Source organism: Candidatus Tisiphia endosymbiont of Ditula angustiorana (genome assembly GCF_964026425.1).
GTDB lineage: Bacteria > Pseudomonadota > Alphaproteobacteria > Rickettsiales > Rickettsiaceae > Tisiphia.
In genome coordinates this window covers 1,808,137-1,822,190 of sequence record NZ_OZ032143.1, presented here as the reverse complement: position 1 = coordinate 1,822,190, position 14,054 = coordinate 1,808,137, and the positions used below count along the sequence as shown (strand labels likewise).

General features: G+C 32.7%; 10 protein-coding genes and 1 pseudogene. 5 read left to right on the top strand and 6 right to left on the bottom strand.

All coding sequences use genetic code 11. The features are described 5' to 3' along the window. Positions 1 to 89: 89 nt before the first annotated feature. From AAGD29_RS08765 to dapF, 3 genes and pseudogenes are all read right to left on the bottom strand, one after another. Positions 90 to 2,570: pseudogene (locus AAGD29_RS08765) on the bottom strand (UvrD-helicase domain-containing protein); the annotation flags it as partial. Between the two features lie 141 nt (positions 2,571 to 2,711). Continuing rightward, complete coding sequence (gene mtaB, locus AAGD29_RS08760; RefSeq protein ID WP_341757842.1) at positions 2,712 to 4,016, bottom strand: tRNA (N(6)-L-threonylcarbamoyladenosine(37)-C(2))-methylthiotransferase MtaB; 1,305 nt, start codon at positions 4,014 to 4,016, stop codon at positions 2,712 to 2,714. Next, the gene (dapF, locus tag AAGD29_RS08755) at positions 4,009 to 4,965 is read right to left on the bottom strand and encodes a diaminopimelate epimerase (protein WP_410521151.1); all 957 of its coding nucleotides are present in this window, start codon (positions 4,963 to 4,965) and stop codon (positions 4,009 to 4,011) included. Before dapF ends, mtaB begins: the two co-directional genes overlap by 8 nt. 293 nt (positions 4,966 to 5,258) lie before the next feature. Here dapF and AAGD29_RS08740 point away from each other — a divergent pair, with 293 nt between their 5' ends. Genes AAGD29_RS08740 through AAGD29_RS08725 form a run of 4 tightly spaced genes read left to right on the top strand, consistent with a single transcriptional unit; the run spans position 5,259 to position 8,868 of the window. Then, positions 5,259 to 6,521, top strand: a complete 1,263-nt coding sequence (locus tag AAGD29_RS08740) for a pitrilysin family protein (RefSeq protein WP_341757841.1) — start codon at positions 5,259 to 5,261, stop codon at positions 6,519 to 6,521. Next, positions 6,518 to 7,201, top strand: a complete 684-nt coding sequence (locus tag AAGD29_RS08735) for a uroporphyrinogen-III synthase (RefSeq protein WP_341757840.1) — start codon at positions 6,518 to 6,520, stop codon at positions 7,199 to 7,201. Before AAGD29_RS08740 ends, AAGD29_RS08735 begins: the two co-directional genes overlap by 4 nt. Beyond that, positions 7,182 to 7,796 (top strand): hypothetical protein, encoded by a 615-nt coding sequence (locus AAGD29_RS08730; RefSeq protein ID WP_341757839.1) that lies wholly within the window; start codon positions 7,182 to 7,184, stop codon positions 7,794 to 7,796. Before AAGD29_RS08735 ends, AAGD29_RS08730 begins: the two co-directional genes overlap by 20 nt. A gap of 4 nt (positions 7,797 to 7,800) precedes the next feature. Beyond that, positions 7,801 to 8,868 (top strand): tetratricopeptide repeat protein, encoded by a 1,068-nt coding sequence (locus AAGD29_RS08725; RefSeq protein ID WP_341757838.1) that lies wholly within the window; start codon positions 7,801 to 7,803, stop codon positions 8,866 to 8,868. Between the two features lie 253 nt (positions 8,869 to 9,121). Here the strand turns inward: AAGD29_RS08725 and AAGD29_RS08720 are convergent, their stop codons facing one another. Continuing rightward, positions 9,122 to 11,497, bottom strand: coding sequence for a penicillin-binding protein 1A (locus AAGD29_RS08720; RefSeq protein ID WP_341757837.1), 2,376 nt, complete (start codon positions 11,495 to 11,497; stop codon positions 9,122 to 9,124). Between the two features lie 475 nt (positions 11,498 to 11,972). Here AAGD29_RS08720 and AAGD29_RS08715 point away from each other — a divergent pair, with 475 nt between their 5' ends. Continuing rightward, on the top strand, positions 11,973 to 12,908 hold the full coding sequence (locus AAGD29_RS08715; RefSeq protein WP_341757706.1) for an IS110 family transposase: 936 nt from the start codon (positions 11,973 to 11,975) through the stop codon (positions 12,906 to 12,908). Positions 12,909 to 13,072: 164 nt separating this feature from the next. Here the strand turns inward: AAGD29_RS08715 and AAGD29_RS08710 are convergent, their stop codons facing one another. Together AAGD29_RS08710 and AAGD29_RS08705 are read right to left on the bottom strand one after the other, a co-directional pair. Continuing rightward, positions 13,073 to 13,591: an IS630 family transposase gene (locus AAGD29_RS08710; protein ID WP_341757328.1), complete on the bottom strand. Its 519-nt coding sequence runs from the start codon at positions 13,589 to 13,591 to the stop codon at positions 13,073 to 13,075. Continuing rightward, complete coding sequence (locus tag AAGD29_RS08705) at positions 13,555 to 13,926, bottom strand: IS630 transposase-related protein (RefSeq protein WP_341757490.1); 372 nt, start codon at positions 13,924 to 13,926, stop codon at positions 13,555 to 13,557. Before AAGD29_RS08705 ends, AAGD29_RS08710 begins: the two co-directional genes overlap by 37 nt. Between the last annotated feature and the right edge of the window lie 128 nt (positions 13,927 to 14,054).

Below are 14,054 nucleotides of genomic sequence, written 5' to 3'. Positions count from 1 at the left end.
GCAAGATGACATAGCCCATTTCCACTTCCTTCAATAACTGATTCATAAACTATAATACCATTTTCCTGTACCTTCCCGTGCATATTCATTGTCCTAGCAATCAACTCATACCAACAATTTTGTGGCAGCTTACTACTTGACTGATAACCACATATCACTAAATGGTCTTCGGCTCTAGTCATTGCAACATAAAGTAGTCTGATATATTCTTGTAAGTCTTTTTGTTGTTCCTTTTCTTTGAGAGCTTTAAAGAATTCCGGGCTATTGGCTGATTGAGTGGTAGAGAACACTTGACCATTTTCGTCCCAAATGAATTTATTACTATTAGTTGGTACTGAACTAGTATCGCACAGAATAACAATAGGTGCTTGCAGACCTTTAGAAGCATGCACGGTCATAATTTTTATCTTACTTGACAATTCTAAGTTTCTTTTAATCTCAATTTTGTTATTTTCAAACCAATAAACAAAGCTTTGCAATGAGCTATCTATATTATTAGCATAATTGCTACTCAAATATATCAATTCATTTATTACGTCATTACTATCAAATCCATTAGATTCAACTAAAACTTTTCTAACATCCAAACAATCGACAATAAGTGAAAAAAAATTCTCACAATTGGCAACCTTGTATAGTTGCAAGAAATGATACAGTTTCTTATATATACTTGCATAGTCTGGGATAGTTTGTAGGTAACCCCAAATAGAATTCTTGCCTCGAGAAATTGCAATAGTTTGTAGTGCCTGTTCACTCATATCGATTATTGGTGATTTTAACAGACTAGCCAAATTCAAATCATCTTGAGGTAGTAGTACAAATTTCGCTATGCTCATTAAGTCTAATACTGACAAACTTTTATTTAAAGTGATCCGATCAACATCTTCTACTGGCAAACCATGTTGCTTAAGACAGTTAATAATCTCAAAAATCAACTCATCTCTCTTGCGTACCAAAATCATAAAATCTGATTCTTTGACTTCGGAATTAGTAGCAGGCAGGATTCTTCGACTTGCTATTTGGCTTTTTATAAAACTAGCAATTTGTTGTGCAAGTAATTGCTGAGCAGATTTGGATTTATTATGCTCTTCTAGTAAAGGCCAAAACAACTTACTATCTTTTTCACCCTTAACTAATGGCCAAAGTTCAACTCTACCTTTATGAGTTTGACGAAATGGCAAAATTTTAGGATTATCAGATGTAAATAATTGTGGGGTAGTATGTTTAATTTGTTGAAAAATTAGATAGACAATATCAATAATTTCTTTAGTAGATCTATAAGACCACTGGAGGGTAATATTTCTGAAATTCTTATTTGCATCAGATAGGTTTTTATACAAATTTTCATTAACATAACTAAAAGAGCTAAGATCTGCTCCTTGGAAGCTAAAAATCGACTGTTTCTCATCGCCTACGACAAAAATAGTACTTTTTTGCTTAGTGCTAGAAGTAAAGTCTGCTATAATTGCAGTGATAATGTCCCATTGTTCCGGGCTAGTATCTTGTGCTTCATCAACAAGCAAATGGTCAATCCCGCCATTAAGTTTATAAGCTACCCAATTTTTTGCAGCATTATCCGTTAATAATAACTGCGTAAGATAAATTAAATCATCATAATCAAGCAAACTATGCTGGGTTTTGTAGGAATCATATTTATCAAGAAAAATCTTTGCCAAGTTACGTAACGAATTTGAGTAATTCTCCATATCTTGCATTTTAGCCTGTTGATCTAGCTGAAAAATTTTCTCTTGAATATATTCAAGTTCATTCAATAACTTTGGGTACTTCATTGCCACAGATTTAGGCAATATGTTCTTACGCTTCAGGTTTTCTTTAGTAAGGAAAAATTGTTGAATTTCTTGATCTAGGTCAATAGATATTGAGTATTTTGCCAATAATTGCTTAGCTTGGTCATAAATATTTGATAATTGTGCAAAAATAGTTTGAGCATCGTACTCTACAGAATCCATGTGTTTGGCAAATAATTTCTTAAACTTAATTTTTTGCTGGATTATTTCAGAGAAAATATCATTGATCGTTGTTTCATGGAAATTTGTCAGAAAAAAACTAATCAGCTCATTATAAGTCGGATCTAAATAGATTTGGTTTCTTATTTTGCTAAGAACCCCTTGTGCTGTAATCTCGTCAAGAATCTGAAATTTTGGATTAATGCCAACTTCAAAAGGAAATACTTTAAGTATCTTCTGACAGAAAGCATGGATAGTGTAAATATTAATACCATCTTCAGAGTTTAGTAGTCTGTGATATAAAGTTTTAGTATATTGTACCTCACTTTCTAAAGGCTCTCTAGTAAGTAATAAACCTAACTCTTCAGTTAATTTAGTGGTTTCGTTTGCAGCAAATTTAGCAAGCTTATTTTTAATCCTACTCTGCATTTCAAGGGTGGCTGCATTAGTAAAAGTTAAGCATAGGATCTTTTCAAATGGGACTCCCTTAATTAGTAATCGCAGTACCCTATCTGTTAAAATTTTGGTTTTGCCTGTACCAGCTGAGGCAGAAACCCAAACAGAATATTCTGGGTCAGATGCTTGTTGTTGTAATTCATTCATTTAATTCCTATTTGAGTTAACTTAAACTCAATAATCAAGTTTTTTTCTGAGGGCTACAATTCATGGCAGTGTATGTCATCCCTTCCTTATGATGTCCCCTGCTTTCGCAGGGGCATCCGAAGGTGCAGGGGCGATATCACTCTACGCGGGAATGACATCGTTTTTACCATATATGACACCACTTGTATTTTCCAATGATGCAATCATATGATTATCTTCTATAGCAACTAGCCGAGCCTTAACAATTTGTCCTACGTCAAAATTACCTTCAAGTTTTACCGAAATAAAATTTTCTGTATGAGCTATGTTATTCTGTTCTACAAGTAGCTCTACTTCCTGCCCTATATTCCTTTGGAAAAATTTTTGTAATTGTTGTTCTCCGGCAGTTCTTAAAATTTCTGCTCTTGCTTTTCTAATCGATTTTGCTATTTGCGGCATTCTTGCAGCCGGAGTTTCATCGCGTTCAGAATATGGAAAAACGTGTAAATATTGTAAATCTGCCTCAGAGATCAGTCTTTTTGTATTCTCAAACATTGCATCAGTTTCCGTCGGAAAACCAGCTATAATGTCTGCACCGAATGATACATTTGACCTTAAATTACGCAATTTATGACAAAAATCAATAATATTTTGACGATTATGGCGACGTTTCATACGCTTAAGTATCATATCATCACCAGCTTGTAAACTAATATGAAAATGCGGCATAATCTTTGGTACATAAGCCATAAGATCGAACAAATCATCATCGATCTCAGCTACATCAATTGAAGATAATCTAAGCCTCTTTAGTTCTGGAACCAAGCCAATAATTCGTCTAATCATCTGGGCAAAAGTTGGATTTCCTGGCAAATCTGGTCCATAAGCTGTCACATCAACTCCTGTAAATACTACTTCATTGTAACCATTTTCTACTAATGCCCTTAACTGCCGTACTATAACGCCCATCGGTACTGACCTACTATTACCTCTACCATAAGGTATCATACAGAACGTACAACGATGATTACAACCATTTTGCACCTGAATGAAGGCACGAGACCTACCGTCAAAACTACTCACCATATGATTAGCAGTTGCAGTAACCGACATTATATCATTTACCACCACTTTTTCTTCGGTAAATTGATAATTGCTAGCAATCAATTTTTCTTCATTACCAATTACTTTATCAACCTCAACCATATTAGCAAAAATAGCTGGGTTATTCTGAGCAGCACAACCAGTAACAATAATTCTTACATCAGGATTATTTCTTTTAGCCTTACGAATTGCTTGACACGACTGTTTTTCAGCTTCCTTAGTAACCGCACAAGTATTAAATACTATGACATTCTCGAGACCAGAAATAGCTAAGTTATTTTTGATCACTTCACTTTCATAAATATTTAATCTGCAGCCAAAAGTTATAACTTCTTGGGTTACAACTGCTTGTAATTTAGCCATAAAAAAACTCCCCTCGTGAAACTAAAGCGGCAGGACCGGTCATAATTATATTCTCGCCTTGTTTTGACATTTGTAGACTACCTAATTGAAACACCACTTGACAAGGAGAGCTAATAAATCCAAGCTTTACCGCAGAAGCAAAACTAGCACATGCTCCACTACCACAAGCAAGAGTTAAGCCTGTACCTCTTTCCCAAACCGATAAATAAATTTTATTATCCTTGATTGAAGCAAAATTAACGTTAACACCATCAGCAAACAATTCTTTTTCCTGTAATTTTTCTCCTATTATTTCTTTATCTTCAATAGTGAGATCGCTAAAAATAACAAAATGTGGATTACCAATATCGGCACAAATAACTTCCTTGATGTCGATCATATAACGCTCTACAACCGGCCAAATTTTTTCGGATGAAGGTATCCAATCTTCCTCGAAACTAACTATCCCGCTATCTACTTCAATATCGTTCTCATTCAGTATCTTACAAGATAATTGTTTTCCGTATATTAGATCTCTTGCAGAATTCGCTTCTGCTGAGGAATTTGTAGGAGACACGGAACGGAGAACCGGAGCGTACTCTAGTGTACGTGAGGATTCGAGTACCGGATCGACACACAAATTACCAGCAGAAGTAGAATTATGTAAGGGGTCTACCCTCAAAGTGATTTCCTTTATACCTAAATCAAGATATATCAGCTTGGTAAGACATCTTGAAGCATTACCACATAATTTGGCACTTGATCCATCTTGGTTATATATAATCATCTCATAGTAATTTGGTTTTTTATCATAAATAATAAACTGATCACAACCAATACCAGTATGGCGATTGGCAATCTTTAGAGATAATTGTTGCAAATCACAATTTTTAGGTAAATCACGCTGGTTGATAATCACAAAATCGTTACCTAATCCATGCATTTTAGCGAAATTGATTTTTTGGGACACGAAAATATCTTTAGTTGTTTGAGTTTAGCCATTATAACCTCAAGTATCGATGTAACAGGCTTGATGTCACCCCTGCGTAGGCAGGGGTCTAAAATATCTAATAGTATTCTTGGTTATTTTTTAAGATCCCTGCTTTCGCAGGGATGACATCTAGGCGATTAAACCTATGTCTTACATCGATATTTGAGGTTATTATACCAAATATATGAAATTTATGTAGAAAATAATAGACTCCTTGCATAACTAGTTGTAAAGAGTTATTTTAAGGTCATTGGAATCTAATAAGTGATAAAATGACTTTCAACTCAAGCAAACTTAACAATGGACTAACCGTTGTTACTTACCATATGCCTAATATAAATTCTGTAGCTATTAATGTCATTGTCAATGTAGGTAGCCGCTATGAACAATCTTCAGAAATAGGCATATCCCATTTTCTTGAACATATGGCATTTAAAGGCACAACAACTAGGTCTGCTAAACAAATTGCTGAAGAATTTGACTCTATAGGAGGACATTTTAATGCATATACCTCGCATGAACAAACTGTTTATTATTCAAAAATATTGAATGAAAACTGCTATAAAGCTTTAGAAATACTGGCGGATATCATACAAAATTCAGTTTTTTCAAAGGAAGAAATAGCCAAAGAATATCAGGTGATTCTACAAGAAATTGCTCATGTTCAAGATAACCCTGATGAACTTATCCACGAAAAATTTTACAGTAGTGCTTATGAGAATCAAGCACTTGGCAGGTCAATTCTAGGAACTCACGATAGTTTGGCTAAATTTGATAGAGAACATTTTAGTAATTATGTTGACAAACATTATAATGCCGAAAATATTTACTTATCAGTAGCAGGAAATATTTCCCATGAGCAAGTTGTAGAATTTGCCAAAAAATTATTTTGTTCATTAAAAAATAAACAAAATAGTCATTTTGAGAAAGTTAGATATACTGGGGGACATAGCTTTATCACCAAAGATCTTGAGCAAACTACCATAGTTCTAGGTTTCGAGAGTGTACCGTATTTTAACATACAACAATTATATCATACGCAAGTTCTTTCACTAATACTTGGCAATGGTATGTCATCGAGATTATTTCAACAAATCAGGGAAAAACTTGGACTGGTTTATTCAATTGGTAGCTATAATAGCTCCTACTATGATAGTGGAATTTTTGGCATATATGCCTCCACTAATCATGATAAACTACCATTCCTTGCAGAACAATTAGTTAATGAAATAAAAAAAATTTCTACAGACATCAAAGACTCAGAAATTGATAGGGCTAAAATACAACTAAAAACTAGTATCTATATGGCTCAAGAAAAATCTTCTTATAAATCAGAAGAAATTGGTAAGAATTTTGCTGTTTTTGGCAAATATATACCTACTGAACAAATTATTGAACATATTATGAATATAACAAAACAAGATATAATAAATATTGCTAACAAAATATTTGTTACAAAACCTACTTTATCTATTATTGGTCCTAAACCACTTGCCATAGATTATCAAGAATTATGCCATAAGCTAGCTCTATGAAATCGGTGCTATTAACTAGAAGTTTAGAGGATAATGATGAAATCATTAGAGAATTGGAGAAAAATTGTAGTTTTAAATATATCTGTTCTCCTTTAGTGGAATATCAAGCTTTGCCATTAAATAGCACTATTTTGCATAATTATGTTAATATAATTGTCACCAGTAAATTTGCTGCTAGAATCCTTGCTGGACATCAAGAGGTAGAACAAAAGAACGTATGGATAGTCGGCAATTCATCAAAGTTAATTCTAGAACAAAAAAATTTTGTAGTACGATATGTTGCTACAAATATTCAAGATCTACTAGAAAACATCCCTCAAGAAATATATGATCAAACCATATATTTATCGTCAAATGAAATTACTCAAGATTTGCCCCAAAAAATAAAAAGACACATTATTTATCAGGTAAAATACGCGACCCAGCTATACCAAATAGCAGAGATTGAAAAGGGCATCAATTTTATTTTACTATATTCACAGAACAGCACTAAGACCTTCATTGAATTATTAATAAAAAATAATTTGCTAAAACTACTAGATAATAGTTTAGTGATTACTATAAGTGAAAAAGTGGCAAATATTATTAGATATTTTGCCAAAAATGTGGTTTATTGTGATAATGGACAGCCACAACAAATGTTAGAGTTATTAATTTATAATGCAAGAATCAGAAACTAATATAATAAAAGTTCGTAGTAATAATCCTATTATTCTCACAATTATTCTAATTGTGTTATTTGCAATATCGGTAACTTATATGACTTTTTTAAATAATAAAAAGGTCGATTCTGAATTACCCAATAATACAACTATTTCTAAAACAGACTCTATGTCAGAACATGATGTAATTCAAGAAGATAATAGTCCAAAACAAGAAAAGGTCTTATTAAACCACCAACCCGAACCATCTAAGACCCCCCCTAATTATACCATTTATTTACTTAGCGTTAATCTTTTAGTGATGAATTTTTTACAAGATAAAGATTATACACAGCAAATTCGTCAAATTGAAACTGTAGAGTTACCTACAAAAATAAAAAATATTTTGCTAGACCTACACAATTATAATGAAAATTATTTACTTAATAATAGTTTAGGTTTAGTCAAGATCTTTCCAAAAGCAAATTGTTGGATCGAGAAATTTATTAAGATTGAAAGAAAATCTAGTTTTACCAAAGATAAAGAAAAGCTAAAGTTGAGAATAATAGGCAATCTAGATTTCTTTATTAATTTCTTTTATTCAGAAGAATTACAGCAAAAATTTGTAGAGTAAAATAATGATAAGATTATTAATAATTTGTATTACATTTTTGTTATTATATTTAGGCTTTTCTGTCTTAAATCAGCTTGACTCAACATTAACCTTAAATTTATATGATTATTATATAGAAACCTCCTTTTTTACTTTCATTATTTTATATATATTATTTACACTTTTTAGTGCTATTTTTTTTAAAATAATATTTCTAATTATTGACCTACCTACTAATTTAAAAGATCTTTTCTTTTCCAAAAGAGCCACTACTGACAATTACCTACTGATGAAGGCTATGGCAGAATATATTGCTGGTGAAAAATCAAAGTCAGTAGCTTTGATCCAAAAAATAGCTTACCGTTTAAGTGAAGAAAACAAGGTATTTCATACTTTACTTTTAGCAGAAGCAGAATTAGATCCTTCAATAAGAATAAAATATTTTCAGGAATTAGAGCAATCTAAACATTATAGTGCCTTTGTTACCAAAAGACTTGCACAAATATTTTATCAAAATAATATGTATGAAACAGCTGAGAATTATGCTGTTAGATCATTTAACCTAAATGAATTTGATAGTGAAACTTTAGAAATTTTACTTGATTGTTATGCTAAACTTTCTCTGTGGACAAAATTTATCTTTGTGGTGTCTAAACTTAGCAGAGTTGACGCACAAAAACTAGACTCTATAAAGAACAAAATTGCTGATTACTATGTTGACGCTGCCAAAAATATGCTGGAAGCTAATGAAGAAAAAGATGCTATACATTATTTAGAATCAGCTATTAAACTTATACCTTCACATACCTTCGCATTAAATCTTTATCTACCTCTAAATTCTTCTAGCTGGAATAATAAAAACATTGAAATATTAAAAGCTGCCTTCGCACATAACCCTTCTTTTGAGATTGTAGAATTATATAAACAATTCTCCTCTGTAACCCCTTCAAGAATTTACGAAGATCTAGCAATTTTAGTGAATCCTAAACAATATTTAGGGCTATTTTTAGCTATAGCCGTTTATTTAGACTTACCGGAAAAGATTAAAAATCTTAAAAATGAACCTGAACTATTACCTTTTCATGATATTTAAGCTTAATATAACCTCAAATATTGATGTAATACCATTTCCCATTATTAACTACGCTAATACTACAGTTGTAGTTACTACCCAGAGCTGTCATTCCCGCTTCGGTGCGGAATCTAAAAAAATAGCCTAAAAGACTATTAAACATTATTAGATCCCAGCTTTCGCTGGGATGACATCGTTTTGACATTAGTACTACAACTGTAGTGCTAAATAGCGTAGTTAATAATGGGAAATGGTATTACATCAATACTCGAGCTTAATATATTTCCTGAGAAGTATCTTTTTCGGGAGGAATATTATGGAAAGCATCATTATCTTGACCTTGGTTTTTTTCTTGATAATCTAATACTGGTATATCATGAATTTTGAATGCTTCCATAATACTACTAGAAGAAGTAACTTTACCAGTTGTTGGATTTATTGGTAACAATCTAATTGATTCTGGTACTTTAAATGCCAGTGATGGAATATCAGAATAAGCCTTCTCCATAAAATCAATAAATATAGGCAAGGCAACACTTGACCCTGTTGCAGTTTTTCCTAGTGTTTTTGGCGTATCATAACCAATATATGTTCCGACAACTATTTTTGGAGTAAAACCAATAAACCAAGTATCCATACTATCGTTGGTAGTACCACTTTTGCCAGCTATAACCTTAGCAAGTTTTTTTGCAGTGGTTGCCGTACCTCTTTCAACTGCTCCAGTGAGAAATGAGATAATCTGATAATCACTTGCTTCATCGGTAATCATCCGATAGTCAGGTTGAGGTAGGATAGGGAGTGATAAGTTATCAGTAAGCTGGGAGTCAGATACATTACAATTTTTACATTCTCTATTATCTCTACGATAAATTATTTTACCATTACGATCTTTAATTAGCTCTACGAAATGCGGCGTAACTTTTTTTCCTGAATTAGCAATTATTGCATAAGCATTGGTCATTTTTTCTAGTGTGGTTTCGAGCGAACCAAGTACCATAGAATAAAATCTCTTCGGCTCATTATTAATACCAAATCGCTTGATTATCTCAGCAACTTTGCTTAGTCCTATAGCTTGTGCTACCCTAACAGTAACAAGGTTTCGTGATTTCTCAAGCCCTATACGCATAGTAATTGAACCTAGAAAATTCCCTTTATAATTTTTTGGTCGCCAAACTGGCATGCCAGGACCTTGCGGAATCTCTACTGGACCATCTTCAAAGATTCTATTTGGCTGGATTGCGTTTTCTAAAGCAGCAAGATAAACAAAAGTTTTACTGAGTGACCCTGGTTGTCGCAGTGCCTGAGTAGCACGATCAAATTTACTAACTGTGAAATCATATCCACCAACGCTGGCAAGTACCTGACCTGTTGTAGGATTCATCACTATAATCGCACCATTAACGGTAGGAATTTGCCTTAATCCGTAATTAGCATTTACTTTTTCGACTACTACAACGTCACCTTTCTTTAAAAGAGTTTTTACTGATTTAAGATCATTTTTTGCCCACTTCATTTCTGATAAAACTATTTTTGACTGACTCAAGTCACAAAGACCAATTTCTGCTTGATTATCCGAAACATTTAACACAACAGCTAATTGATATTCTAAAATAGCTGGAGGCTTTGCTACTTTATTTAAATTATCTTGCCAGTTATTTAAATCAATATTAGTTATGACTCCTCTAAAACCATGCTTCCTGTCATATGCTCTTATGCCTTGCCTAAGAGCATTTTCTGCAGCTTGCTGATAACCAGCATCAAGTGAAGTAATGACCGTTAACCCTCCAGTATAGAAATATTCTTTATTGCCAATTTTACTAATGACTTCTTCCCGTACTTGCTCAGCATAATAACCGGCTGTAACGGTTTCATTACGATCCCGCTTTTGCAAAGTAATAGGGCTATCTATTGCTTCTTTTGCTGTTTCTTGCGTTATATAACCATCTTCCAACATTCTCATAATAACATAATCTCTACGATCTTTCACCCTAGCATAATTTCTCTCCGGATTAAAATTTGATGGTGCTTTTGGTAGACCAGCGATAAAAGCTGATTCAGCAACAGTTAAATCTTCAATAGACTTATTAAAATAATTCTGAGCAGCCATAGCAACTCCATAAGCTCCCCTACCAAAAAATGTTTGATTAAGATATAACTCCAAAATTTGATCTTTAGTAAAGGTTTTTGATATCCTATAGGATAAAATTGCCTCTTTGATCTTACGTTCTATTGATACTTCAGAGGTTAATAAAAAATTCTTGACTACTTGTTGAGTAATAGTTGACCCTCCTTCTACTCTACGATGATGCAAAATATTAGAGATATTGAATATGGCTGCTCTGATTATACTTATAAAATCAACTCCTGGATGTTCAAAAAAATTCTTATCTTCTGCTGAAATAAACGCTTCTATAAGAGAGCGTGGTACACTACTAATAGGTACAAAAACTCTACGTTCCAAAGCATATTCCTCCATTAATTTTCCATTTTGTGCATAAACTCTTGTTACCGATGGTGGATGATAATCGGCAAGTTGAGAATAATCAGGTAGATCTTTAGAGTAATGATACAACAAATATATACAAGCACTAAGAGCTATTATGCCTGATATTATAAATAATTTAAAAGATATATAAAAAAATTTGAGCATTTTTGACAAAGTGTTTCTCACATTTATTTAAGTAAAAGTTTTATCTTAGATAATATTTCTGCTACCAGCTTTTTGTCTATAGTCAATTCAGGAGAATTGGGCAGCAGGAGCGATGGAGCGACACCTATATGTAATACCATTTCCCATTATTAACTACGCTATTTAGTGCTACAGTTGTAGTACTAATGTCAAAACGATGTCATCCCAGCGAAAGCTGGGATCTAATAATGTTTAATAGTCTTTTAGGCTATTTTTTTAGATTGTATCTTGAATATTAGCTCAATATGGAGTTAATATGGTCGGAAGGAGTGACGCCGTTTAATTTAGATTGGTCTTTAAAGACCGAGGGAATCTTGGTGCACTCCTTCCTTGAATCGCAAAGTATAATACGAACGGTAGGATGATCCTTTAGAGATCGAATTTACAATCATGTATCAAAACTTTGCAAAACAACCACTAATTATAGGTAAAGCAAATGACTGAAAAAAGCAAGATATTTATGGGAATAGATGTTTCAAAAAATACGCTTGATATATCTATGAACAATATTCATTGTAAGATTAAAAATACAGATAAAGCTATTTCTGATTTTATAAAATCAGAAATAGCTTCTCGAAATATTGTGCTTACTGTTTTGGAATCTACTGGCGGTTATGAACGTTTGGTTATGAGGATGTTGCAACAAGCCGGGCTTGCTGTGCATAGAGCTCATCCTAATAGAGTTCACGCTTTTGCTAAGGTCTGTAACCATTTTGCTAAAACTGATAAATTGGATGCGTTATTACTTGAGAAATATGCAGCTTTTATTGCTAATGATGAGAAAGGAGACCAAATAATTTCTGTTATACAAGAAGAATTACAATCTCTAAGGAGCATAGAACGTAATATAGAAGAAGATATACATGCTAATCAATGCAGAACAAAAGTTGCATCCGAGAAGGCTAAGAAATATCTCGAAAAAATGATAAAGTGTGGCAAAAAACAGCTTGAGGAAATTAGAAAAGATATAAAGGCTGCTATAAAGGAAGATAAGAGTTTAAAGGCAAAAAATGATTTACTCATAAGCTATAAAGGTATAGGTGAAAAAACAGCTAGTGTTTTGCTAATAGAACTGCCAGAGCTTGGTGTGCTGAGCAATAAGGAAATTGCAAGCTTAGTTGGACTCGCCCCAAAAACAAGCCAAAGCGGTCAAAAAACTAATGGGGCTCATATTAGAGGGGGCAGGTTTTTTGTTCGAAAAAGCTTGTATATGGCTGCTTTAGTAGCGATGCGTCATAATGACAAAATGAAGGCATTATATGAACGTATGACTAATGCTGGTAAAAAAGCAAAGGTCGCTTTAGTAACCGTTATGCGTAAAATAATTATTTGTTTAAATTCTATGGTAAAAAATAATAAAATTTATGAATAATAATCTACTTTTTTTCTTGACTAGCAAGACGGTAGATTCCTGACCGAAGCGGGAATGACATACTAGTGATCCACGCAACAAAGCCTACGCGGGAATGACATCTTCTCGGCTTCTTTTCATGATTTTTAAACTGTCCTGAATTATATATAGTAAAATACATTGAATTAGGTGACAAAGAACATAGAAATAGCTTCGAATAATTTACTAGTTTCTGTTATCTTATTTTTAATCCATTTTTTCATATTAGCCCAAAATTTTTCTATTGGATTTAAGTCTGGTGAATATGGGGGTAAAAAAATAACCTTACAACCTACTGATTCTATTAATTCTTTCGTCTTCTTTGATTTATGGAAACTAGCATTATCCAGTACTACAACCTGTCCTGCTTTTAATTCTTTAATTAAAAACTTCTCAACCCAATTATTAAATAGTTCTGTATTACAAGTTCCATTAAACACAAAAGGGGCTATCGGCTTATTATTTACCAAACCAGCTATGATATTAGTTCTTTGATACTGTTTACCACTTTTTTGTCCTAGCAACAATTCTCCTATCTTACCCCAACCTCTATCTTGGCAAATAGTCCTATCTATACCACTTTCATCAAGATATACTATTTGCTCTTTGTCATATTTACTGACCTTTTCTAAATATTCAGATCGTTTCTCTGCACTTGCTTCCAAATAGCTAAAGGTTTTTTTTTATAACTATAGCCTAACTTCTTTAATATTCTTCCAACTTGAGTGCCTGTAATCCCAAATTTCTTACCAATATCTTTTAGCGTAATATTTGAATTATTTTTGACAAAATCTTCTAATTGTTGCTTGTCAACTTTACTTTTAAATCCTAATCTTACTTTTGCTAATATTGTTCCTTCTTTTTTCTTCCTTACCTTCCAACGACTAATTGTATTCTCGTGTATATCAAATATCTTAGCAGCAGATCTTTGACTATTACCTTTTTCTATATAATTTATTACTTTTTCTCTTAAATCTCGACTATATGGGCTTGTTGACATTTTTTCTCTTATTTATATCATATAAACTCATCTAATTCAATGTGTTTCACTATAACTCAATAAAAACTTGATTATCGAGTTTAAAATACATTCGCAAAACCGCTTTAAGAATGTATTTTTCCTTATAT